The following is a 23,361-nucleotide window of genomic DNA, read 5'->3' as shown; positions in this document are numbered from 1 at the left end:
CTGGTGTCGTGTCACACCCCGTAGGGGCGCGGCACCGTCATCCGGTACCCGGCGTCCAGCAGGCGCGGCAGATAGCTGCGTACGGCGGTGAGCGTCTGGGAGCGGTCGCCTCCCGCGTCGTGGCCCAGCACGATGACCCCGGGTGCGGCGCGGTGCACCACCCGCGAGATCACCGTCGGGGCGCCGGGGTTGTCCCAGTCGAGCGAGTCCACGGTCCAGGCCAGCGGCTCCATGCCGAGTGCGGTGCCCAGCTCGAAGACGTTCCGGTTCCACGCTCCGTAGGGCGCCCGGAACCAGAGCGGCGGCTCGCCGATGGTCCGCTCGACAAGCTCGCTGGTGCGCTCGATCTCGGCGCGGATCCGCGTCCGGTCCAGCTTCAGGAGCAGGGGGTGCGTCCAGGTGTGGTTGCCGATGACGTGGCCTTCGCCTGCCATCCTGCGCAGCAGGTCGGGGCTCTCCCGCGCCCTGCCCCCGCACACCAGGAACGTCGCGCGCACGTCGTGCTCGCGCAGGATCCGCAGGATCTCGGGGGTGTACGCGGGGTCGGGCCCGTCGTCGAAGGTGAGTGCCATGGCGCGATCGCCGGGCTCGGTGTCCAGCCTCAGGACGGGCGCGGTCCGCACCTTCGGGGCGGCGCGCCGCGGTCCGCCGGGTCCGGACATGGGGCGCAGCCGGTACGTGGACGGTTCGCGCACGGGACGGGCGGCGCTGCCCGCCGGGGCCGGGGCGGCGCCTTGCCGGTCCGTGTCGGCACAGCCCGTGAGCGCGGCCAGCCCGACGGCGGTGAAGCCGCGCAGCAACGCGCGCCGTCCCGTGGCGTCCTGATGCTTTGTCATGATCAATGCGTGACACGGCTCGCGGAGGCCGTGCACGGAACCACCGGATGGGACGCGGGAAAGCACCTGATCGGCGGCTTCTCGGTTAACCTCTGCCGCGTGACCGAAGAGCAGCCTCATCAGTTCGAACGTGGCACCGACGGACCGAAAGTGATCGTCGTCGGTGTCGACGGCTCCGATTCCTCGTTCCGCGCGGCGGCCTACGCAGGGGGCCTGGCCCGCAGGCAGCGGGCACTGCTCGCCGTGGTCTATGTGCAGCCCGTGATGACGGGCGGCGCCGCACTCGGGGTGCCCGTCGCCGAGACCACCGACGAGATCGCGGAGGGGCTCATCGCCTACATCCGCGAGGCCACGGAGCGGGTCAAGGGCATATACGACGTGCGCTGGGAGTTCCACACCTTCCGCGGCGACCCGTTCAACGGCCTGGTCACGGCCGCCGATGAGCTGAAGGCGGACGCGGTGGTGGTCGGCGCGTCCGAGCAGGCGGGTCACCGCATCGTCGGCTCGGTCGCCGTACGTCTGGTGAAGGCGGGCCGCTGGCCGGTCACGGTCGTCCCGTAAAGATTTCCGCGGGTGCCTCTACGGCGCTGCTGTCTTCCGAACCCGCTGTCTCAGGGGCATCATGATCGGCCGTCAGCCGTCGTCGCAGCAGCGAAGAGGTGAGGTCCTCATGACCGTCCCCCCGAAGATCCCGAGAGGGCAGGGCGTACTGCGCCGTAAGCCCATCGAGCAGATCGAGGACACGGAGTCCGGCGGGAAGCTCACCCGTTCCCTCGGCCTGTGGCAGCTCACCTCGATCGGTGTCGGCGGCATCATCGGCGCGGGCATCTTCACCCTCGCCGGCACCGTCGCGAACGGCACGGCGGGGCCCGCGGTCCTCGTCTCGTTCCTCATCGCGGGCATCGCGAGCGCGGCGGCCGCCCTGTCGTACGCGGAGTTCGCCGGGATGATCCCGAAGGCGGGGTCCGCGTACACGTACGGCTACGCAGTGCTCGGTGAGCTCGTCGGCTGGTTCATCGGCTGGGACCTGCTCCTGGAGTACACGGCGATCGTCGCGGTCGTCGCGATCGGCATCTCCGGCTACTTCAGCTTCCTGCTGGGCGAGATGGGGCTCGACCTGCCCAACTGGATGCTGGGCGCGCCGGGCACCGGCGGCGGCCACAAGGTCGACCTGTTCGCCGCCGCCCTGTGTCTGCTCATCGCGTGGCTGCTGAACATGGGCATGAAGAACGCGGCCCGCTTCGAGACCTTCGTGGTCGTGCTCAAGGTCCTCGTGGTGCTGCTCGTCATCGGCGTCGGCGTCTTCCACATCAACTCGGACAACTACACGCCGTTCTTCCCGTTCGGCGTCAGCGGCGCGTTCACCGGCGCCGCCACGGTCTTCTTCGCGGTCTTCGGCTACGACGCCATGTCGACGGCGGCCGAGGAATCGAAGGACGCACAGCGCCACATGCCGAAGGCGATCATCTACTCGCTCATCATCTCGATGATCCTTTACGTGCTCGCCTGCCTGGTCCTGACCGGCATGCAGAACTACAAGGACATCGACCCGGAGAGCGGGTTCTCGACCGCGTTCAAGTCGGTGGGCCTGAGCGGCCTCGCGGACGTCATCGCGGTGGGCGCGATCATCGGCATCCTCACCGTGATGTTCACGTTCATGCTGGGCGTCACGCGCGTGTGGTTCGCCATGTCGCGCGACGGCCTGCTGCCGAAGTGGTTCGCGAAGACCCACCCGACGCGGCACGTGCCGACCCGCGTGACGTGGATCGTGGGTGTCTGCTCCGCCGCCATCGCCGGGTTCCTGCCGATCGGCGAGGCGGCCGAACTCACCAACATCGGCATCCTGCTGGCGTTCGTCGTGGTCTGCGTGGCGATCATCGTGCTGCGCTACCGTCAGCCGGAGCTGCCGCGCACCTTCCGCACACCGGGCATGCCGTTCGTGCCCGTCGTGGGCATCGTCTTCTCGATCTGGCTGATCACGTTCCTGCAGTGGCAGACGTGGGTGCGGTTCGCCGTGTGGTTCCTGATCGGTCTGGTCATCTACTTCGGCTACTCCTACAGGAAGTCCGAATTGGCCCGCACAGCCGACTGATTCCGCACTGGCCCGTCGGGACTCCGCCCGTCCCGCTCACCGCACCGCTCGTCGAGGGCTTCGCCCCGCCCGCCGCAGATCCCCGCGCGTCCCCTGGGCGCGCGGGGATCGCTGCGTTGCCATACGGCCATGACGACGGCGCTCACGACACCCACGACGACGGAGGAGGACCTCGCCCAGGTCCAGCGGGAGCACGGCGGTCCGCTGTTCTCGTTCCTGCTGCGCCTGTGCGACGGTGACGCCCAGCGCGCGGAGGACCTGGTCCAGGAGACGTACGTACGCGCCTGGCAGCATCCCGAAGCCCTCGATCCGCGCTACGAGTCGGTGCGGCCCTGGCTGTTCACGGTCGGGCGGCGGCTCGCCATCGACGCCCGCAGGGCGCGGCTCTCGCGGCCCGCCGAGGTGGGCGACGCGGTTCTGGAGAACGCGCGCGTGTGCGCGGACCACGCGGAGCGTTCGGCGGCCGCTCTCGACGTCCGGGACGCCGTGGCGACCCTCACACCCGAACACCGCGCAGTCCTGCTCGAGGTCTACTTCAGGGGCGCTAGTGTGGCGGAGGCCGCGGACACGCTCGGCATTCCCCCCGGTACCGTCAAGTCCCGTGCGTACTACGCGTTGCGGGCGTTGCGGCGCGTCCTTCCGGGTTACGCATCCGACCTGCGCTGAAACCGAAGGCCGGGTCAAGCATTGGTAAAGCGCCTTGCTCCGCACACCCATTCCTCGGTTGAGTAATCCGCTGTCCTCCCCGGTGAGTTGAGACGGGTGGGTCCGGGGGCCGAAGCAGCACGCGGACCGGAGGAAGGCAGGAAGGCGATGCGGTACGGGAGCGAAGAGGGCACGGACGGCACGTCCGGCGCCGGAGGTGGGCCGGGCGGCGGACTCGTCGTCCCCATGGCGTGGTTGTACGCGGAGTACATCGCGGACGAGTTGCTGCGGACGGGCGACCTGATGCCGCCCACGTCCTTCGAGTTCAAGGCGGGCCGTGACGCGCTCGCGCTGACGATCTTCCTGTCCGACGCGGGCGACGAACTCTCCGGGATCCGCGTCGTGTCCCAGCTGGAGAACTGGCTGTCGCTGACGGCGTACGACCAGCCGTGGCAGTCGTGGGTACGGGACCGCTTCACCGAGCGGCTCGACCAGGACGCGCGGGCCCGGCGGCCCTCGCCCGACCTGCTGCTCGCCGAGGCGGCGTGGAGATGGCTGGAGGAGACCGAGCTGCTCGCCCCCGACCTGGACGCGGTGCCGGTGCCGGACGAGGAGGACGGGCCGCAGGTGTGGACGCCGGCGTGGCAACTGGGGTTACCGCTGGGCCACTTGGCGATCTCGCTGTTCTAGGCCCGCTGCTCCGGCTCGCTGTTCTGGGCGCTCGCGACGGCGGCCTACGGCGCGTACACGCCCGCCCGGTACTTCGGGATCCGGATGGTGATCTTCATGCCCGCGCCCTCCGCGGTCTCGATCACCAGGCCGTACGCGTCGCCGAAGACCTGGCGCAGGCGTTCGTCGACGTTCGACAGGCCGATGCCGTGGCCCTGGCCGCCCTCGCCGCGCAGGATCGCCCGGAGTTCGCCGGGGTTCATGCCGACGCCGTCGTCCTCGATGACGACCTCCGCCTCGGCGCCCGCGTCGGTGGCGCCGATCGAGATGCGGCTGCGGGTGGCGGCGCCCTCCAGGCCGTGCTTGACCGCGTTCTCGACGAGTGGCTGAAGGCACAGGAACGGCAGCGTGACCGGCAGGACCTCCGGGGCGATCTGCAGGGTGACGGCGAGGCGGTCGCCGAAGCGGGCGCGGACGAGGGCCAGGTACTGGTCGATGGAGTGGAGTTCGTCGGCGAGCGTGGTGAAGTCGCCGTGGCGGCGGAAGGAGTAGCGGGTGAAGTCGGCGAATTCCAGCAGGAGTTCACGGGCCCACTCGGGGTCCGTGCGGACGAACGAGGCGATCGCCGCGAGGGAGTTGAAGATGAAGTGCGGCGATATCTGCGCGCGCAGCGCCTTGATCTCCGCCTCGATGAGGCGGGTGCGGGAGCGGTCGAGCTCGGCGAGTTCGAGCTGGACCGAGACCCAGCGGGCGACCTCGTCGGTGGCGCGGGCGAGCACCGCGGACTCCCGGGCCGCGTAGGCGACGACGGCCCCGAGCACCCGCCCGTCCGCGACCACGGGCGCCGCCACCGCCCACCCCAGCGGGCAGTCGTCGTTCGGGCAGCCGCAGTCGAACGCGGCGCTGCGTCCTCCCGTGAGCACCGTGTCGACCTGGTCCATCACCTGCGCGGCGTGGGCGTGTTCGGCGGCTCCGTCCCAGGCGAGGACCGTGGAGCGGTTGGTGACGGCGAGGGCGTCGGTGCCGAGCAGCGTGCGCAGGCGGCGCGCGGACTTGCGGGCGGTGTCCTCGGTGAGGCCCGCGCGCAGCGCGGGCGCGGCGAGCGAGGCGGTGTGCAGGGTCTCGAACGTGGCGCGCTCCACGGGCGTGCCGACGTCGCTGCGCCCGTCGGGGTGCGCGGTGCGCCGCCCGAGCAGGAACCCGGCGCCCAGCAGGAGGGGGCACAGGGCGATGAGGACCGCGGTGACGGTGCCGCTCACTCGGGACCACCTCCTGTCTCCCCCGCACGCGCCCGCGGCGTCCGGCCGTCGCCCAATGCCTCCAGGCCGCGCCCGGCCGCGCCCAGCGACTCCGGGAGGTGCAGCCGCGTCATCGTCGCCGTCGTGTGCGGCGGGATCGCGTCCCGGGTGGCCAGGGACCCGAGGATCATCGCGAGGAAGCCGACCGGCACCGACCACACGGCCGGCCAGGCGAGCAGCGTGTGCAGCCAGCCGGAGGTGACCGGGCCTGCCACCGTCAGTGTCACCGCCACCAGGGCCGAGCCGCCGCCGAGGAACAGGCCCGCGAGCGCGCCGGGCGGGGTGAGGCGGCGCCACCAGATGCCCAGGATGAGCAGCGGGCAGAACGAGGACGCCGACACCGCGAACGCCATGCCGACCGCGTCCGCGACCGGCACCCCGTCCACCAGGAGCGCCCCGCCGAGCGGCATCGCGATCGCGAGCAGCACGGCGAGCCGAAAGTGCCGTACGCCGCGCGCCTGCAGCACGTCCTGGCTGACGACTCCGGCGACCGCCATCGTCAGCCCCGACGCGGTGGACAGGAACGCCGCGAACGCGCCGCCCGCGACCAGCGCTCCCAGCAGGTCGCCCGCCACCCCGTCGAAGACGCGCCCCGGCAGCAGCAGCACGGTGGCGTCGGCGTCCTGGGTGGCGGTGAGTTCGGGCGCGTACAGGCGGCCCAGCCAGCCGTACACGGGCGGCAGCAGATAGAAGAGGCCGATCAGGGCGAGGACGACGACGGTGGTACGGCGGGCCGCGCGGCCGTTGGGGCTGGTGTAGAAGCGGACGACGACGTGCGGCAGGCCCATCGTGCCGAGGAACGTGGCCATGATCAGTCCGTATGTGGCGTAGAGCGGGTGGTCGGCGCGGCTGGTGGCGAGCGGCTGGCCCGCGCCGACCCCGGCGGACGGCGGGGCGAGGGTCGCGGCCTCCGGCGGCGGGGCGCCGTGGCCGCGCCAGGCCAGCAGGAGGAAGAAGGCGGGCACCAGGAGGGCCGTGAGCTTGAGCCAGTACTGGAAGGCCTGGACGAAGGTGATCGAGCGCATGCCGCCCGCCGCGACCGCGAGCACCACGACCGCGGCGACGAGCGTCGCCCCGAACCAGCGGGGCGCCCCCGTCAGGATTTGCAACGTGAGTCCTGCGCCCTGGAGTTGGGGCACCAGGTACAGCCAGCCCGCCCCGACCACGAACAGGCTGACCACGCGCCGCACCTGCCGGGATTCGAGCCGCCCTTCGGCGAAGTCGGGCAGCGTGTACGCGCCCGAGCGGCGCAGCGGCGCCGCGACGAAGACGAGCAGGACCAGGTAGCCGGCCGTGTATCCGACCGAGTACCAGAGCATGTCCGGGCCGTGGATGAGGAGCAGGCCCGCGATGCCGAGGAAGGAGGCGGCCGAGAGGTATTCGCCGCTGATCGCCGCGGCGTTGAGGCGGGGCCCTACCGTGCGGGACGCGACGTAGAAGTCGGACGTCGTGCGGGAGACGCGCAGGCCGAAGCCGCCGATGAGGACGGTGGCGAGGACGACGACGGCCACCGCGGGGATCGCGTACGCCTCGTTCACGGCGCTTGGTGGTCGGCGGGGCGGCCGCGTACGAGGTCGGCGAAGTCGCGTTCGTTGCGCTCGGCGCGGCGCACGTACCACCAGGCGATCAGCACGAGGAACGGGTAGCAGCCGAAGCCGAGGACGAGCCATTGGACGGGCGCGTTGCGCAGGGCGCCGAAGAAGAGCGGGAGGGCGGCGACGGGGACGGCGAGGAGCATGAACGCGGTGATGCCGGCGCGGAGTTGGCTCCGCATGAGGGAGCGGACGTAGGCGGCGCCCAGTGTGGTTTGTTCGTCGATCTCCCACTGCGTACGGGGGCCTGCCGGGCCGGGGGGTCGGCGGGGTTCGCCGGTCACGGTTTCGCGTTGCGGGTGATCGGACACGGGCGGAGTTTAGGCAGGTGGGGTGGGTTCGCGGAAGGGGGTGCTTGCGGTGGGGCGGCGTTGCGGTCGCGGGGCTCTGCCCCGGACCCCGCTGCTCAATCGCCGCAGGGGCTTGAATTGCCGGCACCGGGCTTGAATTACCGGCACCGGGCTTGAATTGCCGGCACCGGGCTTGAGGGGCTCACGGTCTGCGCATCAGGAGTTCGCGGACGCGGCTTGCGTGGCGGCGGCTCACGGCGATTTCGGCTGTGCCGACCCGGACGGTCATTCCGCCGCCGTCCAGGCGGAGTTCATCGATGCGGTGGAGGGCGACGAGGTGGCTGCGGTGGACGCGGACGAAGCCGAGTTCCTGCCAGCGTTCCTCCAGGGTGCTGAGCGGTATCCGCACCAAGTGGCTGACGCCGTCGTCCGTGTGAAGGCGTGCGTAGTCGCCCTGCGCCTCGGCGTAGGTGATGTCGGCGATGGCCACGAGCCGGGTGATGCCGCCGAGTTCGACGGGGATGCGGTCGGCGACGGTGGCCGGCGGCGCGCTGCTCGCGACGCGTTCGGTGACCCGGCCCACGGCCTCCGCGAGGCGCTCGCGGCGCACCGGTTTGAGCACGTAGTCGACGGCCTTCAGGTCGAAGGCCTTGACCGCGAAGTCCTCGTGGGCGGTGACGAAGACGACGAGCGGCGGGCGGGCGAAGCCCGCGAGGAGGCGTGCCACGTCGAGGCCTGTCAGGCCTGCCATCTGGATGTCGAGGAAGAGGACGTCGATCGCCCCGTCACCGCCGGGACCGTCCTCCAGGGCCCGGCCGATGCGGCGCAGCGCCTCGTTGGCGTCGGTGGCGCCCTCGGCGCTGCGCACCCGCGGGTCGGCCCGCAGGAGGTACAGGAGTTCGGCGAGGGCGGGTTCCTCGTCGTCGACGGCCAGTGCGCGCAACATGCGGCGGAGTGTAATCGCGTGGTCGCTTGAATGAATCAGCCGCCTCCTGCGTACCGGTGGGCGACAGACGGAGGAAGGCATGTGGCCCCTGGAACGGCATCGCGACGTAGGCGCCTACGCGCTGGGGGTTCTCGACCCCGCGGAACGCTTCCGCTTCGAGGACCACCTTCCCGAGTGCGCCGCGTGCGCGTCCCTGGTCGGCGAACTGGCGCCCACGACCGGCGCGTTGGCGCTGTACGCGCGGGCGACGCCGCCGTGCGTGGAGGTGCTCGCGCGCCCGGCTCCGACCTTTCTCGACCGGGCCGTGGACCGGCTCGGGGCGCTGCACCGCAGGACGCGGCGCCGGCTCTGGGGTGCGGCCGTCGCGGCGGTCCTCGTGCTCGCGGCGGCGGGGCAGGGCGTCGCGATGCTCACCGGGATCGGTGCGGGTTCCGGGCACACGGCGACCCTGAGCGGGCACGACACCGGGAGCGGTGTGGCGGCGACGGTGACGGCGGACGACCGGGACTGGGGCACGCAGGTGGGCCTGGACGTCCGGGACCGGGGCGGGCCGCGGGTGTGCGAGCTGGTCGCGGTGGGCCGGGACGGCTCGGAGCAGACGGTGGCGACGTGGACGGTGCGAGGGGAACCGGTGGCGCTGGACGGCGGAGTGGCGGCCCGGCCCGCGGACCTCGCGCGGTTCGAGGTGCGGGCGGCGGACGGGCGACCGCTCCTGACACTCCCGATGCGCTCTTCCTAAGGCCTCACTTCAGCAGCCGCGACATCCGACGGTCCGCGAGCAGCTTGCCGCCCGTCTGACAGGTCGGGCAGTACTGCAACGCGCTGTCGCTGAAGCTGACCTCGCGGACCGTGTCCCCGCACACGGGGCACGCCTCCCCGGCCCGTCCGTGCACGCGAAGCCCGCTCTTCTTCTCGGCCTTGAGCTTCCCGGCGGCGACCCCACGGGAACGTTCGACGGCTTCGGTCAGTGTCGAGCGCGTCGCCTCGTACAGGGTGTGCACGTCGTCGGCGCTCAGCCCGGCGGTCGGCTTGAACGGGGACATGCGGGCGGCGTGCAGGATCTCGTCGCTGTAGGCGTTGCCGATGCCCGCGATGAGTGACTGGTCGCGCAGGGCGCCCTTGATCTGGCGCCGCTCCCCCTTGAGCAGCCGCGCGAAGACCGCCTCGTCGAAGTCGGCCGCGAGGGGGTCGGGGCCGAGGCGGGCGATGCCGGGGACGTCGCCGGGGTCCCGGACCACGTACACGGCGAGCTTCTTCGTGGTGCCGGCCTCGGTGAGGTCGAAGCCCTCGCCGGTCTCCAGGGCGACGCGCAGCGCAAGGGGTCCCTTGCCAGGTTTCGGCGGGCCGTCGGGGAGCCGCTCTTTCCACTGCAGCCAGCCCGCGCGGGCCAGGTGCGTGACCAGGTGGGGCCCGTCCTCGGTGCTCACGTCGAGGAACTTGCCGTGCCGGGCCACGGCCGTGACCGTGTGGCCCTCCAGGGCGGTGAGCGGCGGGTCGTACGTCTTCAGGACGCTCACCGCGACCGGCAGGACGCGCACGATGTCACGTCCCACCAGGTGCTCGGTGAGGAAGTCCTTGAGCGCGTCGACCTCGGGGAGCTCCGGCATGCCCTCCAGCCTCTCACTCGCGCGCGGGCACCACGAATTCGCACCAGACGCACTTGCCCGCGCCGCGTGCCTCCACGCCCCACACGTCGGCGAGCTGGTCGACGAGGAGGAGGCCGCGCCCGGAGACACCGTTCTCGCCCGCCTCCCGGCGGCGCGGCAGGGCGCTGGAGGCGTCCTCCACGTCGACCCTGAGTCTCCGGTCGGCGCCGGTGAGGACGCGCAGGGTGACGATCGCGGGTCCTTCGGTGTGCAGGAGGGCGTTGGTGATCATCTCGTCGGCGACGAGTTCGATCTCGTCGGCGTTCTCCTTCGCCCCCCAGGCGCGGACGGCGTGCCGGATCATGTGGCGGGCGGCCGCGAGCGCCTCCGGGTCGCCCGGCGGCACGTGTTCGGTGAGCCGGCTGCCGCGCTGCACCGCGCCCGCGCCGCGGCGGCGCAGGAGGAGCAGCGCGACGTCGTCCTCGACGTCGCGTTCCTCGCACGACGCGACGAGCCGGTTCGCGAGCTCGTCGAGGTCGTCGGGCCCGGTTCCGATCAGTGTGGTGAGGCTCTGGAGCCCGTCGTCGAGGTCGGCGCCGGGCTGTTCGACGAGGCCGTCGGTGCACAGCACCAGCGCCTCACCGGGGTCGAGTTCGGCGGTGGTCACGGGGTACTCGAGGCGCCCGAACTCGGCGGACAGGCCGAGCGGGAGTCCGCCCTCCACGGCCAGCCTGCGGCAGTTTCCGCCGGGCAGGCGCAGCAGCGGGTCGAGGTGCCCGGCCCGCACGAGCTGGACGACGCCGGTCGACAGGTCGGCCTCCGCGTACAGGCAGGTCGCGAAGCGGTCGGTGTCGAGTTCGTGCAGGAAGGAGGAGGCGCGGGCCATGACGGTGGCGGGTGTGTGGCCCTCGGCGGCGTAGGCGCGCAGCACGATGCGCAGCTGTCCCATGACGGCGGCGGCGTGCGTGTCGTGTCCCTGTACGTCGCCGATGACCACGCCGACGCGGCCGCCGGGCAGCGGGATCACGTCGTACCAGTCGCCGCCGATGTCCCGGCCGAGGGAGGCCGCGCGGTAGCGCACGGCGAGGTCGGCGCCCGGCACGTCGGGGATGGTGCGCGGCAGCATGGCCTGTTGCAGGCCCTGGGCGAGGTCCTTCTCCTGCTCGTAGAACATGGCGCGCTGGAGGCTCTGCGCGATGCTGCTGCCGAGCGCGACCAGGACGTTGCGTTCGGACTCGGAGAAGCCCTCGCGGTCGTGGTAGAGCAGGCCGACCGCGCCGATGGGCCGGGCCTGCGCGATGAGCGGCAGGTAGGCGGCCGAGCTGATCCCGAGGTGGGAGATGTGCGGCCACAGCTCCGGGTACGCCTGGGAGAACTCCTGGGCCGACTCGATGAAGCGCGGCTTGAGAGTGCGCACGACCTCGCTCATGGGATACGGGGCGTCGACGGGCGTGATGCCGGTGCCCGGCACGAAGCTGCCCTTGGGCCCCTCCGCGAGGAGGTGGATGCGTCCGGCCCTGACCCGGCCCATCACGAAGCTGGTGGCGCCGAGGTGCTCGATGCCGTGGGTCTCGCGCAGCACGTCGATGACCTCTTCGACGGTGCGGGCGTGGGCGAGCGCGGCGGTGGTGTGCTGGACGACGCTGGTCTCGCGCCTGCGGGCCGCTTCGCGGGCCTGGCGTTCGGCGTGCACGGTGGCGTCGTTCAGCTCGTCGGTGGCGTCGCGGACGATGCCGACGATGCGGCGCGGGCGGCCGTGGTCGTCGCGGCGGATGTAACCGCGGGTGTGGGTCCAGCGCATCGCGCCCGCGCGCGTGCGGATACGGAAATACGTTCCGTAGGTCTCCTCGCCGCTCTTGAGGGCCCGGGACACGAGGGCGTCGAGCCGACCGCCCTCGCTGGGCGGAACCCGCGTGCCGAGGGTGACGGGCCGGTCGTCGTATTCCTCCGGAAGGATGTCGAAGACCTCGTGGGCCTGGGCGTCCATCGCCATGAGGCCGGTGTCGAGGTCCCAGTCGAAGCTGCCCATGCGCAGGCCGCGCCCGTACGCCTCCAGAAAACCCCGCGAGGAGTCCTCCGGGCCCTCCCCGCCTGGGGCGCTCCCGGGCTCCGCGCCGCCCCCGACACCCTCGCCCATGGGCCCCACGCTAGGCCGGGCCCCCTTCGCCCGCACGTCGTGACCTTGCCCCACGACGGGGCACACACTGGAGGCATGGACTGGTTCGGCGCTTCGGACTACTGGCTGGCCCGCCTGGTGTTCCAGCGGGGCCTCGCGGCGCTCTACCTCCTGGCGTTCGTGGCGGCGGCGCTCCAGTTCAGGGCGCTGCTCGGGGAGCGCGGGATGACGCCGATCCCCCGGTTCGTGGCGCGCGTGCCGTGGAAGGCGGCGCCGTCGCTGTTCCGGCTGCACTACTCGGACCGGTTCTTCGCCGCGTGCGCGTGGGGCGGGGCCGTGGTGGCGGCCGGGCTGCTCGCCGGGGTGGACGGGCTGCTGCCGCTGTGGGCGGCGATGCCGCTGTGGCTGGTGCCGTGGGCGCTGTATCTGTCGATCGTGAACGTCGGCCAGACCTGGTACGGCTTCGGCTGGGAGTCGCTGCTCCTGGAGGTCGGCTTCCTGGCGGTGTTCCTCGGGAACGACGAGGTGGCGCCGCCGGTCCTGGTGCTGTTCCTGCTGCGCTGGGTGCTGTTCAGGCTTGAATTCGGGGCCGGGCTGATCAAGCTGCGCGGCGACGAGTGCTGGCGGAAGCTGACCTGCCTCGACTTCCATCACGAGACACAACCGATGCCGAACCCGCTGAGCTGGTTCTTCCACCATCTGCCGCGCCCGCTGCACCGCGTGGAGGTCGCGGCCAACCACGTCACCCAGCTGGCGGTTCCGTTCCTGCTCTGCACGCCGCAGCCGGTCGCCACCTGGGCGGCGGCCCTGATGATCGTCACCCAGCTGTGGCTGGTCGCCTCGGGCAACTTCGCGTGGCTGAACTGGCTCGCGATCGTCGTGGCCACCTCCGCGCTCGATCTGTCCGCCCTGCACACACCACCGGCGCTTCCCGAGGCCCCGCTCTGGTACGAGATCGTGGTCAGCGCCCTCACGGCGGGGGTGGCGGCGCTCAGCTACCGGCCGGTGCGCAATCTGCTCTCCCGCCGCCAGTCCATGAACCGCTCCTACGACTCCCTGCACCTGGTCAACACGTACGGGGCGTTCGGCTCGGTCGGGCGGGTCCGGCAGGAGATCGTGATCGAGGGCACGGCGGAGGAGGTGCCGCGCCCCGAATCGGGCTGGCTGGCCTACGAGTTCAAGGGCAAGCCGGGCGATCCGCGCCGCCTGCCGCGCCAGTTCGCGCCGTACCATCTGCGGCTCGACTGGATGATGTGGTTCGCCGCGCTCTCGCCCGCGTACGCCAGGCCCTGGTTCGAGGGGCTGGTCGAGCGGCTCCTGGAGGGCGACCGGGACACACTGAGGCTGCTGCGCCGCTCCCCCTTCCCCGCCGACGCGCCGCCCGTGCACATCCGGGCGCGCGTGTACCGCTACCGCTTCACGTCGTGGCGGGAGTTGCGGGAGACCGGGGCGTGGTGGGAGCGGACCTACGTACGGGAGTTCCTGCCGCCGACGCGGCTGAGGTAGACGCGGCGGGCGGTCTCCCCGAAGACATGCGGGTCCACGCCACCGACCAACTCCCGTGCTGTGTCGAAGACTTGGTGATACGTGGCCGCGAGTGTGCACACCGGCCAGTCGGAGCCGAACATGACGCGGGCTGAGCCGAAGGCGTCGACGACCGTGTCGGCGTACGGCCGCAGGTCCTCGACGGTCCAGCCCGACGGGTCGGCCTCGGTGACCATGCCGGAGAGCTTGCAGACGGTGTTGGGCAGTGCGGCGAGCGCGCGGATGTCGTCCCGCCACGGGGCGAGGCCGCCCGAGGCGATCGGCGGTTTACCCAAGTGGTCGAGTACGAAGGTGAGTTCGGGGTGCTCGGCGGCGGCCTTGGCGCAGGCCGGCAGCTGGTGCGGCAGCACCACCAGGTCGTAGACGAGCCCGGCGTCCGCGACGGCGGCGAGCCCGCGCCGCACGTCGGGACGGAGCAGCCACTCGGGGTCGGGTTCGCCCTGCACCTGGTGCCGGATGCCCACCAGGTGCCGCCCGCCCGGCAGCTCCCGCAGCCTGTCCAGGGTGTCGCGGACGCCGGGCCGGGTCAGGTCGGTCCAGCCGACGACTCCCGCGACGAGTTCGCCGCGCCCGGCGAGCGCCAGGAGTTCGGGCGTCTCCTCTGCGACCGTCACCGTCTGCACGAGCACGGTGGCGTCGACACCCGCCGCCCGCAGCTCGGGGGCCAGCTCGTCGAGGGTGAACGTGCGGCGGATCGGGGCGAGTTCGGGCCCGGTGATCCAGTCCTGGTCGCGTACGGCCAGGTCCCAGACGTGGTGGTGCGCGTCGACGATGCCCGGCGTGGGCATGTCCTCCAGCGTACCGCCGCTCCCCGGTGTCATGGCAGCTCCCACACGACGGGCAGTCCGGCGTCCGCGCCCTCGGCGGAGTAGTCGTGGACGACGTCGAGGAGTGCGTCCATGCGGGCCTGCCAGGCGATGTTCACGGGGAGCTTGTCGAGTTCGGCGAGCATGCGGGCGTAGTCCTCGCACTCGATCACGTGGAACAGGTCGAGGCCGCTGCGCCAGATCGTCCACTGCCGCGCGCCCGCCGCACGGATCGCGGCGACGAGTTCGTCCGGCACTTCGCGGTGGGCCGTCTCGTACTCGGCTATTCGGTCGGCGCGGACCTTGGTGTGCAGGGCGATTCTCACGCGTGCGGCTCCTGTTCCGAGGGGACGGGTACGTCGGCCGGGAGGAGGCGCTGGTCGCGGGCCTCCTGCCAGAACGCCGCGGGCACCTTCGAGGTGAACTGCTGTGCCGTGTCGGCGACTTCGGCCGCGGAGCGGGTTCCGACGAGCACGCTCGTGACGCCCGGGTGCCCGAACGGGAACGCGAGGGCTGCGGCCCGTAGCGTGGTGCCGTGGCGCTCGGCGAGGTCCTTCAGCCGCTGGGCGCGGGAGACGACCTCCGGCGGGGCCAGGGCGTAGTCGAAGGTGCCGCCCTGCTGGGGGTCGGCGAGCAGTCCGGAGTTGAAGACGCCGCCGATGACGACGGAGACGCCGCGTTCGGCGGCCGCGGGCAGCAGATCCTTCAGGGCGCGCTGATCGAGCAGGGAGTAGCGGCCCGCGCACAGGACCACGTTCACATCGGTGTCGCGGACGAAGCGGGTGAGCATCGCGGACTGGTTCATGCCCGCGCCGACGGCACCGACGAGCCCTTCGCCGCGCAGCCGCTCCAGCTCGGGATAGGCCTCGCCGAAGGCCTGCTCCGCATGGTCGTCGGGGTCGTGGAGGTAGACGACGTCGATGCGGTCCAGGCCGAGCCGGCCGAGGCTCTCCTCGATGGAGCGGCGCACCCCGGCCGCGCTGAAGTCCCACACGCGACGCGTCGTGGCGGGCACGGCGAAGCCGTGGGCACTGTCGTCGCCCCCGCCGTCGTACGGTTCGAGGAGCCTGCCGACCTTGGTGGACACGGTGTACGAGCCCGTGGGCCGGCTGCGCAGATACGCGCCGATCCGGCGCTCGGACAGGCCGAGGCCGTAGTGCGGCGCGGTGTCGAAGTAGCGCAGGCCCGCGTCCCAGGCCGCGTCCAGGGCTAGGTGGGCCTTGTCGTCGCGGACTGGAGTGTAGAGGTTGCCGATGCCCGCGCCGCCGAAACCGAGTGCGGTGACCGGGACTTCGGTGCGGCCGAGCGTGCTGGTACGCATGCGGATCACTGGTCCACGGGGCGAAGGCGAAGCCCCTGCATGCCGCCGTCCACCGCGACGGACGTGCCGGTCGTCGCCCCGGACAACGGGCTCGCCAAGTGGGCGATGGCGCCCGCGACTTCGGCGGCGGAGACCAGGCGTCCGGTGGGCTGGCGGGCTTCGAGGGCGGCGCGCTCGGCGGCCGGGTCGTCCGCCTTGTCGAGGAGCCGGCCGACCCAGGGGGTGTCGGCGGTGCCGGGGTTGACGCAGTTGACGCGGATGCCCTCGCGTATGTGGTCGGCGGCCATGGCGAGCGTCAGCGAGAGGACCGCGCCCTTCGACGCCGCGTACAGGGCCCGCTGCGGCAGTCCCGCCGTGGCGGCGATGGAGCAGGTGTTGACGATCGCCGCGTGCTCCGAGTCCCGGAGCGCGGGGAGCGCGGCCCGTGCCACGCGGACCATCCCGATGACGTTGACGTCGAGGACCCGGTGCCATTCGGCGTCGTCGTTGTCGGCGACGGTGCCCTGGGCGCCGATGCCCGCGTTGTTGACGAGTACGTCGAGGCCACCGAGGTCGCCGGTCGCCGTGGCCACGGCGGCGCGCACGGCGGTGTCGTCCGTGACGTCGGCGGCGTACCCGCGCAGCGGCTTCTCCACGTCGGTGATGTCGCGGTCGAGCACGGCGACGTCGGCGCCGCGTGCGGCGAGCAGCTCGGCGGTGGCCCGGCCGATGCCGGAGGCGCCGCCGGTGACGAGGGCCTTGAGACCGGCGAAGTCCTGAACACTGTGGACGCTGGCATCGCTCATGCTGCGGCTCCGTTCGGGTCGGTGGTGCCCTGTTCCCGTGCGGAAGGGCCCGCGAGGTCCTTCGCCCAGAACTCGCCGTCCGGGTAGGTGAATTCGGCGATGGACGAGGGGTGCATGGTGGCGGAGAAGCCGGGGGCCGTCGGGGCGGCGTAGTGGCCCTGGCGGACGACGACCGGGTCGACGAAGTGCTCGTGCAGATGGTCGACGTACTCGATGACGCGGTCCTCGGTGGTGCCCGACAGGGCGACGTAGTCGAACATCGACAGGTGCTGGACCAGTTCGCACAGACCGACACCGCCCGCGTGCGGGCAGACGGGGACGCCGAACTTCGCGGCGAGCAGCAGGATCGCCAGGTTCTCGTTGACGCCACCGACCCGCGCGGCGTCGATCTGCAGGATGTCGATGGCGCCGGCCTGGAGCATCTGCTTGAAGACGACGCGGTTCTGCACGTGTTCGCCCGTGGCGACCTTCACCGGGGCGACACCCCGGCGGATGGCCGCGTGCCCCAGGATGTCGTCCGGGCTGGTGGGCTCCTCCACCCAGTACGGCTCGAACTCGGCGAGGGCGTTGGTCCATTGGACAGCGTCGCCGACGTTCCAGCGCTGGTTGGCGTCGATCGCCATGCGGATGTCGGGGCCAACCACCGCGCGGGCCGTGCGGCAGCGGCGGATGTCGTCGTCGAGGTCGGCGCCCACCTTCAGCTTGATCTGGGTGAAGCCGTCGGCGACGGCCTGCCGGGCGAGACGGGTGAGCTTCCCGTCGCTGTAGCCGAGCCAGCCGGGCGAGGTGGTGTAGCCGGGGTAGCCGCGTTCGACGAGGCGCGCGGTGCGGTCGGCGGCACCCCGCCGTCCGGCCCGCAGCAGTTCCAGGGCCTCCTCGGGGGTGAGGGCGTCGGCGATGTAGCGGAAGTCGACCTGGGAGACCAGCCACTCGGGGTCCGCCTCGGCGAGCAGCCGCCACAGCGGGGTGGCGGCGCGCTTGGCGGCGAGGTCCCAGGCCGCGTTGACGACGGCGCCGATCGCCATGTGCATCACGCCCTTCTCGGGCCCGAGCCAGCGCAGTTGGCTGTCACCGATCAGGTCGCGGCTGAGGCTGCCGGGATCGGCGCACAGCTCGTCGAGCGGGCGGCCGATCACGTGGTGGCTCAGGGCCTCGATGGCGGCGACCTGGACGTCGTTGCCGCGCCCGATGGTGAAGGTGAAGCCGTGCCCCTCGTGTCCGTCGGGGTCGTCGGTGCGCAGCACGACGTACGCGGCGGAGTAGTCGGGGTCGGGGTTCATGGCGTCGGAGCCGTCCAGCTCCCGGGAGGTCGGGAACCGGATGTCGTACGTGTCGACGGCGGTGACGCGGGGCGGTGTCGAGGACAACGGGGTGCCTTTCGGGCGGGGGCGGAGGTCGGTCCCGGGCAGGGGCCAGCCCTGGGCGCGGGTCAGTCCTGGGCGCGGCCGGTGGTGACACGGGCGACCATGAGGGCGAGCAGGATGATTCCGCCGTAGATGGCCTGGATCCAGAAGGACGGCACCTGGGCGAGGGTCAGCATGTTCTGTACGACACCGAGCAGCAGTACGCCGGTCAGGGCGCCGAACATGGTGCCCTTGCCGCCGTCGAGGCTGATGCCTCCGATGACCGCGGCGGCAAACACCGTGAAGATCATGTTGTTGCCCTGGTTGGCGCTGATGGCACCCACGTATCCGGTCTGCATGATGCCGCCGACGGAAGCGAGGACGCCCGCGACCACGAAGACACCGAGCATGACGCGCTCGACGCGGATGCCTGCGGCGCGCGCGGCCTCGGCGTTGCCACCGATCGCGTACAGGGCACGACCCACGCGGTGGTACTTCAGGACGAGCCCCGCGATGCCGAACGCGATCGCCGCGAACCACACCGACATCGGGACCCGCAGGAACGTGGAGGTGGCGAGCGCGAAGAACGCGTCGGGCATCCCGAACAGCGTCTTGCCCTTGGTCGCCCCGACGAGCAGTCCGCGCAGCACGATCAGCATCGCGAGCGTCACGATGAACGCGTTGAGCTTCAGCTTGACGACGAGCACACCATTGAAGGCACCGATGCAGGCCCCGGCCACGAGCACCGCCAACAGCGAGACGGCGACGGGGAATTCGGTGCCGAACCCGGACTGCGCGACGGGCAGGACGAGCAGGGCGCCGAAGGCGGGCGCGATACCGACGACCGATTCGAGCGACAGGTCGAACTTGCCGCTGATCAGCACGAGGGACTCCGCGAGAACCACCATCGCGAGGGCGGCGGATGAGCCGAGGATGGTGATGATGTTCTGCTCGGTGAGGAACGAGTCGTTGAGGACGGCGCCGAGGACGATGAGGAGCAACAGGGCGGGTACGAGGGCGAGTTCGCGTGCGCGGCGGAGGAGGACGTTCTTGGCACTATCAAGCCCCTGCGGCGTTTGAGCAGCGGGGTCCGGGGCAGAGCCCCGCGGCCTGGGCACCGGAGTGTCCGCAACTTTACGGGTGGACGTCACTGGAAACCCCCTCGATCGACGCGATCAACGCATGGTCCGCCCACCCGGCCGGGTGCTCCGCGGCGACGCGACCGTGGAACAGCACAAGCACCCGGTCACACCGCCGCAGGTCGTCGAGCTCGTCGGACACGACGAGAACCGCCGTACCGTCGTCCCGCGCACTGTCGACCCTCCGCAGCAGCGACTCCTTGGACTTCACATCGACCCCGGCCGTCGGATTGATCAGCACGAGCAACCGCGGGTCAGAGGCGAGCGCCCGGGCCATCACCACCTTCTGCGCATTGCCACCGGAGAGATCGGACACGGGCTGGTCGGGCCCCTCCGCATGGATATCGAGCCGCTCGATCAGCTCACGGGCGAACCGCCGGCGGCGATCCGTGCCGATGAACCCGCGTCGGCCGAGCCGCCCGAGCACCGACAGCGTGGAGTTGTCACCGATGGACATCCCGGTGACAAGGCCCTGGTCGTGCCGGTCGCGCGGCACACACCCCACCCCCGCGGCGAGTGCGGCGGACACATCACCGAAGGGCAGCGGACGCCCGTCGAGCCGGGCGGCGCCGGAGGTGGGTGTGTGCAGTCCTGCGAGGGACTCCGCGAGCGCGATCTTGCCGCTGCCGCTGGAGCCCGCGAGCCCAACGACCTCGCCGCGCCGCACGGTCAGGTCCACGTCCTCGTACGTGTCGGAAGTGAGCCCCGCGACTTCGAGCACGACGGGCGCGGCCGCGTCGTCGGCCGCCTGCTCGACGACCGCCTCCGCCGCGGCCGCGGCCTGTTCCGCGACCGCCTCCCCCGCCATCGCCTCGACGAGCGCGGGCCGCGGCAGTTCGGAGACCGGCGCCGTGGTGATCCAGCGTGCGTCGCGCAGGACGGTGACCGTCTGGCACACCTCGTACACCTCCTGGAGGTGGTGCGAGATGAACAGGAAGGTCACGCCCGAGTCCTGGAGGGCCCGCATGCGGGCGAAGAGGCGCTCGATCTCGCGGCTGTCGAGCTGTGCGGTCGGCTCGTCGAGCACGATGAACCGGGCGCCGCCGCTCAACGCCCGCGCGATCTCGACCATTTGCCGGTCCTCGACCTTGAGGTCGGCGGTGCGCGCGCCGGGGTCGACGCGCACGTTCCAGGTGTCGAGCAGTTCGCCGGCCTCGGCGTCGAGCTTCTTCCAGCTGAAGAAGCCGCGCCGGGAACCCGGCTGCCGGTTCAGGAACAGGTTCTCCGCGACGCTCAACTCGGGTATGACGGTGGGCTTTTGGTAGACGCAGGCGACCTTGGCGCGCCACGCCTCCCGGTCGCCGAGCGGCGGCGCGGACTCCCCGTCGAAGGTGAGCGTTCCCGCGTCGGCGCCCTGCAACCCGGTGAGGACCTGGACGAGCGTGGACTTGCCCGCGCCGTTGCGCCCGACGAGCGCGTGCGACTCGCCCGCGTGCACGGTGAGCCGGCCGTCGGCGAGGGCGACCGTGGGTCCGTAGCGTTTGACGATGCCACGGGCCTCGACCAAAGGCGGGGTGGCGGCGGTCACTTGACGGTGTTTCCCCACAGCTCGGAGTCGTCGACGTTCTTCTTGGTGACCAGCGGGGCGGGCAGCTGGTCCTCAAGGGTGCCGCTGGGCAGCTTCACGATCTTCGAGCCGTGGTCGGTGGGACCAGGCTTGAACTTCTTCCCCTGCATCGCCGCCTTGATGTAGTACATGCCGTACTTGGCGTACGTGTCGGCGGGCTGCGAGACCGTCGCGTCGATCTGGCCCTTGCGGATGGCGTCGAACTCCTGCGGGATCCCGTCGTTCGACACGATCGTGATGTGCTTGGCGGACCCCGCCTTCTCCAGCATCCCCTTGGCCTTGAGGGTCTGCAGGGTCGGCGCGAGGTAGACGCCGCCCGCCTGCATGTAGATCCCCTTGATGTCGGGGTTGGCGTTGAGGAGGGTGTCGAGCTTGGAGGCGGCGGTGTCCGACTCCCACTTCGCCGGGATCTCCAGGACCTTCAGCTTCGGATACTTCTCCTTCACGCAGTCCCGGAACGCCTTGGACCGCTCGCGCCCGTTCACCGACGCGAGGTCGCCCATGATCTGGACGACCTTGCCGGACTTCACGTGGTCGCCGAGGTACGTACAGGCCTTCTTGCCGTACGCGACGTTGTTGGCCCGTACGACCATGGCGACCTTGCCCTTGTCGGGCGCGACGTCCACGGCGACGACCGGCACGCCCTTGCGCTCGGCCTGGTCGAGCCCGGCGCCGATGGCGGCGCTGTCGAGCGGCGCGACGACAAGGCCCTTCACGCCCTGATTGAGCTGGTTGTTGATGTCCGTGATCTGCTGCGAGGGGTCGCTGTTGGAGTTGACGGTCTTCAGCGCGTCCACGCCCTCGGACTTCGCCATCTTCGGCACGTAGTCGTTGTACGACTGCCAGAACGGCGAGGTCAGGAGCGGCAGGACGACGCCCACCTTGCCCTTGCCGTCGCCGCCTCCGCCCCCACCGCCCGCGCCGGCCGCGGTGTCCTTGGTGCTGCCGCAGGCGGCGAGGGTGAGGGCGGCGCAGCCGAGCAGGGCCATCGCGCCCAGCCCCCGCATTCTGGAACTGCGGGCGCGTGCCGCCCTGTTCCTCCCGGTCGGTCCCTTCGGGTCCATCGTGGTGCCAGTCGTGCCAGTCATCGGACTGCTCCTCGGCTCCTGAAGTCATGGGCGCGGCCGGCCCCCGCCCCTCCGGCCCGCGCCGAGATATTTATCAGACCACTTCGGTGCCCCAACACCCTTCGTAGGCAAGTTTTCTCGGTATTTACGCCCTCTGGTGCCGCGAAGAGGTCCGACTTCCCCCGTAGTGGTCCGACCACCTGGCTGGCTACACTGCGCGGCATGCAGAAGGCCACGGTCACCCAGCGGGCCATCGACCAGCTCAAGGCGATGATCGGCAGCGGCGAGCTCCAGCCGGGCCAACGGCTGCCCACCGAGCGGGATCTGGCGGCGCAGCTCGGCATCTCGCGCAGCTCCATGCGGGAGGCGATCCGCGCGCTCACCGTGCTCGGCGCCCTGGAGGCACGGCACGGATCCGGCATCTATGTCACGCAGTTGGAAGCCGGTGACCTCCTGGAGACGTTCGGCGTGGTCGCCGACCTGTCGCGTGGGCCCCAACTCGTGGAGCTCCTGGAGGTGCGCCGCATCCTGGAGTCGACCGCCACGGCGCTCGCGGCGGCGCGCATCACCCGTGCGCAACTCGCCGAGGTCGAGGACCACTTGGCGGCGATGGAGGCGACCGACGACCCGGAGGAGATCCTCTCCCACGACCTGGCGTTCCACCGGACGATCGCCGTGGCCGCGGGCAACGACACGATGGCGGCGATCCTGGAGGGCCTGTCCTCCCGCACCTTCCGCGCCCGTGTCTGGCGCGGCTACGAGCAGGAGGGCGCCTTCGAACGCACCCGCCGCGAGCATGCGCGCATCCTGCGGGCCCTCTCGGCCCACGATCCGGAGGCGGCGAGGGCTGCGGCGGCGGCGCATGTGGGTGAGGTGGAGGAGTGGCTGCGGGGGCAGTTGGGCTGAGCGATCAGGCCGACCGGGGTTGACGTCGCGGGGCTCTGCCCCGGACCCCGCTCCTCAATCGCCGGAGGGGCTTGATTGTGCGGCGACCTCCAGTGCCGTCAGCAGCAGTTCCAGCGCCACCCCGAACGAACTCCCCGCCATCAGCGGCAAGTGCTTGCGCGTAGCCGCCAGTTGGGGGTGCGCGTCCGCCGACAGGTTCGCGTACTCCCCCGTCCACGCACGGTCGTCCGCCTCCCGCCGATCCGCGGGAAGCGCCAGATACGCGGCGTCGAGGGCCGCGTGGCCGAGGACGGTGTCGACGAAGGCGGAGTAGTGGCGCACCGCGTCCTCGGCACCGAAGCCGGCGCGCCTGAGCAGACCGATGCCCGCGTCGACGGCCCGGAACTCGTGCGCCCGCCGCGTCACCCGGTACGCCGCGAGCGCCGCCACCCGTAGGTGCGCGCGGTACCCGCGGTGGATACGCAGGCCGAACTCGCGCAGCCCGTCGCGCCAGGTCATCCGCTCGGGGTGGAAGCCGTCCATGGCCTCGCCGATGATCCGGTCGGAGACGGCGAGCAGCAGGTCGTCCGTGCTGTGGAAATAGCGGTAGAGCGCGCTCGGATCGCAGCCCAGGGCGGCCCCGATCCTGCGCACGCTCAGCGCGTCGCCGCCGTGCTGTCCGACCAGGCGCAGCGCGCAGTCCACGATCACATCCTCGGACAGCAGCACCCCCGACTTCGTCGGCTTGCGGCGCCGCCGCTCCGCCGGGATCCGCCCTTCCGTCATGGCCATCGCCCCTCCCTCGTCCAGCAGTTCCGCCTTATGACAACACC

At 71.6% G+C, this 23,361-nt stretch carries 23 protein-coding genes; 7 read left to right on the top strand and 16 right to left on the bottom strand.

Translation table 11 applies throughout. The annotated features are described in order from the left end of the window. Positions 1 to 11: 11 nt before the first annotated feature. Positions 12 to 836, bottom strand: a complete 825-nt coding sequence (locus ACIRHA_RS06175) for a polysaccharide deacetylase family protein (protein ID WP_403840436.1) — start codon at positions 834 to 836, stop codon at positions 12 to 14. Between the two features lie 99 nt (positions 837 to 935). Here ACIRHA_RS06175 and ACIRHA_RS06170 point away from each other — a divergent pair, with 99 nt between their 5' ends. From ACIRHA_RS06170 to ACIRHA_RS06155, 4 genes are all read left to right on the top strand, one after another. After that, positions 936 to 1,397 carry a universal stress protein gene (locus tag ACIRHA_RS06170; protein WP_403842131.1) on the top strand — a complete coding sequence of 154 codons (462 nt, stop codon included), beginning with the start codon at positions 936 to 938 and terminating at the stop codon, positions 1,395 to 1,397. Between the two features lie 109 nt (positions 1,398 to 1,506). After that, positions 1,507 to 2,928, top strand: a complete 1,422-nt coding sequence (locus ACIRHA_RS06165) for an amino acid permease (protein WP_403840433.1) — start codon at positions 1,507 to 1,509, stop codon at positions 2,926 to 2,928. Positions 2,929 to 3,057: 129 nt separating this feature from the next. Then, entirely contained in the window at positions 3,058 to 3,594 is a 537-nt protein-coding gene (locus ACIRHA_RS06160) for a sigma-70 family RNA polymerase sigma factor (RefSeq protein WP_403840431.1), read from the top strand. A 147-nt stretch (positions 3,595 to 3,741) separates the two neighbouring features. After that, on the top strand, positions 3,742 to 4,263 hold the full coding sequence (locus tag ACIRHA_RS06155) for a hypothetical protein (protein WP_403840429.1): 522 nt from the start codon (positions 3,742 to 3,744) through the stop codon (positions 4,261 to 4,263). Positions 4,264 to 4,307: 44 nt separating this feature from the next. On the opposite strand, the gene ACIRHA_RS06150 is transcribed toward ACIRHA_RS06155, so the two are convergent. From ACIRHA_RS06150 to ACIRHA_RS06135, 4 genes are all read right to left on the bottom strand, one after another. Further along, a complete protein-coding gene (locus ACIRHA_RS06150; RefSeq protein ID WP_403840427.1) occupies positions 4,308 to 5,501 on the bottom strand; it encodes a sensor histidine kinase in 1,194 nt (397 codons plus the stop codon). After that, complete coding sequence (locus ACIRHA_RS06145; RefSeq protein WP_403840425.1) at positions 5,498 to 7,078, bottom strand: cation acetate symporter; 1,581 nt, start codon at positions 7,076 to 7,078, stop codon at positions 5,498 to 5,500. The genes ACIRHA_RS06150 and ACIRHA_RS06145 overlap by 4 nt, the downstream gene beginning before the upstream one ends. Next, complete coding sequence (locus ACIRHA_RS06140) at positions 7,075 to 7,416, bottom strand: hypothetical protein (RefSeq protein WP_403842128.1); 342 nt, start codon at positions 7,414 to 7,416, stop codon at positions 7,075 to 7,077. Before ACIRHA_RS06140 ends, ACIRHA_RS06145 begins: the two co-directional genes overlap by 4 nt. A 208-nt stretch (positions 7,417 to 7,624) precedes the next feature. Beyond that, positions 7,625 to 8,368 carry a LytR/AlgR family response regulator transcription factor gene (locus ACIRHA_RS06135; RefSeq protein ID WP_403840423.1) on the bottom strand — a complete coding sequence of 248 codons (744 nt, stop codon included), beginning with the start codon at positions 8,366 to 8,368 and terminating at the stop codon, positions 7,625 to 7,627. Between the two features lie 79 nt (positions 8,369 to 8,447). Between ACIRHA_RS06135 and ACIRHA_RS06130 the strand changes: the two genes are divergently transcribed. Further along, the gene (locus tag ACIRHA_RS06130) at positions 8,448 to 9,107 is read left to right on the top strand and encodes a zf-HC2 domain-containing protein (RefSeq protein WP_403840420.1); all 660 of its coding nucleotides are present in this window, start codon (positions 8,448 to 8,450) and stop codon (positions 9,105 to 9,107) included. Positions 9,108 to 9,111: 4 nt separating this feature from the next. Here ACIRHA_RS06130 and ACIRHA_RS06125 read toward each other — a convergent pair whose 3' ends face one another. Beyond that, positions 9,112 to 9,975: an Fpg/Nei family DNA glycosylase gene (locus tag ACIRHA_RS06125; RefSeq protein ID WP_403840417.1), complete on the bottom strand. Its 864-nt coding sequence runs from the start codon at positions 9,973 to 9,975 to the stop codon at positions 9,112 to 9,114. Between the two features lie 13 nt (positions 9,976 to 9,988). Next, positions 9,989 to 12,091 carry a SpoIIE family protein phosphatase gene (locus tag ACIRHA_RS06120; protein ID WP_403840416.1) on the bottom strand — a complete coding sequence of 701 codons (2,103 nt, stop codon included), beginning with the start codon at positions 12,089 to 12,091 and terminating at the stop codon, positions 9,989 to 9,991. 75 nt (positions 12,092 to 12,166) lie between these two features. Between ACIRHA_RS06120 and ACIRHA_RS06115 the strand changes: the two genes are divergently transcribed. Then, positions 12,167 to 13,576: a lipase maturation factor family protein gene (locus tag ACIRHA_RS06115; protein ID WP_403840414.1), complete on the top strand. Its 1,410-nt coding sequence runs from the start codon at positions 12,167 to 12,169 to the stop codon at positions 13,574 to 13,576. Here ACIRHA_RS06115 and ACIRHA_RS06110 read toward each other — a convergent pair. From ACIRHA_RS06110 to ACIRHA_RS06075, 8 genes are all read right to left on the bottom strand, one after another. After that, positions 13,537 to 14,403, bottom strand: coding sequence for an amidohydrolase family protein (locus ACIRHA_RS06110; RefSeq protein ID WP_403840411.1), 867 nt, complete (start codon positions 14,401 to 14,403; stop codon positions 13,537 to 13,539). The two genes, ACIRHA_RS06115 and ACIRHA_RS06110, sit on opposite strands and share 40 nt — an antisense overlap. A 29-nt stretch (positions 14,404 to 14,432) precedes the next feature. Then, entirely contained in the window at positions 14,433 to 14,747 is a 315-nt protein-coding gene (locus ACIRHA_RS06105; protein WP_403840408.1) for an L-rhamnose mutarotase, read from the bottom strand. Continuing rightward, positions 14,744 to 15,742 (bottom strand): aldo/keto reductase, encoded by a 999-nt coding sequence (locus ACIRHA_RS06100; protein WP_403840406.1) that lies wholly within the window; start codon positions 15,740 to 15,742, stop codon positions 14,744 to 14,746. Before ACIRHA_RS06100 ends, ACIRHA_RS06105 begins: the two co-directional genes overlap by 4 nt. 5 nt (positions 15,743 to 15,747) lie before the next feature. Next, the gene (locus tag ACIRHA_RS06095; RefSeq protein WP_403840403.1) at positions 15,748 to 16,527 is read right to left on the bottom strand and encodes an SDR family NAD(P)-dependent oxidoreductase; all 780 of its coding nucleotides are present in this window, start codon (positions 16,525 to 16,527) and stop codon (positions 15,748 to 15,750) included. Next, the gene (locus ACIRHA_RS06090) at positions 16,524 to 17,894 is read right to left on the bottom strand and encodes an L-fuconate dehydratase (protein WP_403840401.1); all 1,371 of its coding nucleotides are present in this window, start codon (positions 17,892 to 17,894) and stop codon (positions 16,524 to 16,526) included. Before ACIRHA_RS06090 ends, ACIRHA_RS06095 begins: the two co-directional genes overlap by 4 nt. A 62-nt stretch (positions 17,895 to 17,956) precedes the next feature. Next, the gene (locus ACIRHA_RS06085) at positions 17,957 to 18,988 is read right to left on the bottom strand and encodes an ABC transporter permease (RefSeq protein ID WP_403840398.1); all 1,032 of its coding nucleotides are present in this window, start codon (positions 18,986 to 18,988) and stop codon (positions 17,957 to 17,959) included. Between the two features lie 16 nt (positions 18,989 to 19,004). Next, positions 19,005 to 20,537, bottom strand: a complete 1,533-nt coding sequence (locus tag ACIRHA_RS06080; protein WP_403840396.1) for a sugar ABC transporter ATP-binding protein — start codon at positions 20,535 to 20,537, stop codon at positions 19,005 to 19,007. Continuing rightward, positions 20,534 to 21,664: a sugar ABC transporter substrate-binding protein gene (locus ACIRHA_RS06075; protein ID WP_403840394.1), complete on the bottom strand. Its 1,131-nt coding sequence runs from the start codon at positions 21,662 to 21,664 to the stop codon at positions 20,534 to 20,536. The genes ACIRHA_RS06080 and ACIRHA_RS06075 overlap by 4 nt, the downstream gene beginning before the upstream one ends. Positions 21,665 to 21,865: 201 nt before the next feature. On the opposite strand from ACIRHA_RS06075, the gene ACIRHA_RS06070 reads away from it, so the two are divergent. After that, on the top strand, positions 21,866 to 22,549 hold the full coding sequence (locus tag ACIRHA_RS06070; protein WP_403840391.1) for a FadR/GntR family transcriptional regulator: 684 nt from the start codon (positions 21,866 to 21,868) through the stop codon (positions 22,547 to 22,549). 54 nt (positions 22,550 to 22,603) lie between these two features. Here ACIRHA_RS06070 and ACIRHA_RS06065 read toward each other — a convergent pair whose 3' ends face one another. Continuing rightward, entirely contained in the window at positions 22,604 to 23,314 is a 711-nt protein-coding gene (locus tag ACIRHA_RS06065) for a TetR/AcrR family transcriptional regulator (RefSeq protein ID WP_403842125.1), read from the bottom strand. Positions 23,315 to 23,361: the final 47 nt, after the last annotated feature.

Origin of the sequence: Streptomyces sp. NPDC102360, assembly GCF_044766085.1 — a bacterium.
Taxonomy (GTDB): domain Bacteria; phylum Actinomycetota; class Actinomycetes; order Streptomycetales; family Streptomycetaceae; genus Streptomyces.
The sequence above is the reverse complement of the archived record's forward strand: the minus strand, read 5'-3'. Positions and strand labels throughout refer to the sequence as shown.

Bases quoted from the DNA above. Each gene is read 5' to 3' on its own strand.
- ACIRHA_RS06175 (WP_403840436.1), bottom strand. From the start codon at position 836: ATGACAAAGCATCAGGACGCCACGGGACGGCGCGCGTTGCTGCGCGGC.
- ACIRHA_RS06165 (WP_403840433.1), top strand. From the start codon at position 1,507: ATGACCGTCCCCCCGAAGATCCCGAGAGGGCAGGGCGTACTGCGCCGT.
- ACIRHA_RS06160 (WP_403840431.1), top strand. From the start codon at position 3,058: ATGACGACGGCGCTCACGACACCCACGACGACGGAGGAGGACCTCGCC.
- ACIRHA_RS06155 (WP_403840429.1), top strand. From the start codon at position 3,742: ATGCGGTACGGGAGCGAAGAGGGCACGGACGGCACGTCCGGCGCCGGA.
- ACIRHA_RS06135 (WP_403840423.1), bottom strand. From the start codon at position 8,368: ATGTTGCGCGCACTGGCCGTCGACGACGAGGAACCCGCCCTCGCCGAA.
- ACIRHA_RS06130 (WP_403840420.1), top strand. From the start codon at position 8,448: ATGTGGCCCCTGGAACGGCATCGCGACGTAGGCGCCTACGCGCTGGGG.
- ACIRHA_RS06125 (WP_403840417.1), bottom strand. From the start codon at position 9,975: ATGCCGGAGCTCCCCGAGGTCGACGCGCTCAAGGACTTCCTCACCGAG.
- ACIRHA_RS06120 (WP_403840416.1), bottom strand. From the start codon at position 12,091: ATGGGCGAGGGTGTCGGGGGCGGCGCGGAGCCCGGGAGCGCCCCAGGC.
- ACIRHA_RS06115 (WP_403840414.1), top strand. From the start codon at position 12,167: ATGGACTGGTTCGGCGCTTCGGACTACTGGCTGGCCCGCCTGGTGTTC.
- ACIRHA_RS06110 (WP_403840411.1), bottom strand. From the start codon at position 14,403: ATGCCCACGCCGGGCATCGTCGACGCGCACCACCACGTCTGGGACCTG.
- ACIRHA_RS06100 (WP_403840406.1), bottom strand. From the start codon at position 15,742: ATGCGTACCAGCACGCTCGGCCGCACCGAAGTCCCGGTCACCGCACTC.
- ACIRHA_RS06095 (WP_403840403.1), bottom strand. From the start codon at position 16,527: ATGAGCGATGCCAGCGTCCACAGTGTTCAGGACTTCGCCGGTCTCAAG.
- ACIRHA_RS06075 (WP_403840394.1), bottom strand. From the start codon at position 21,664: ATGACTGGCACGACTGGCACCACGATGGACCCGAAGGGACCGACCGGG.
- ACIRHA_RS06070 (WP_403840391.1), top strand. From the start codon at position 21,866: ATGCAGAAGGCCACGGTCACCCAGCGGGCCATCGACCAGCTCAAGGCG.
- ACIRHA_RS06065 (WP_403842125.1), bottom strand. From the start codon at position 23,314: ATGACGGAAGGGCGGATCCCGGCGGAGCGGCGGCGCCGCAAGCCGACG.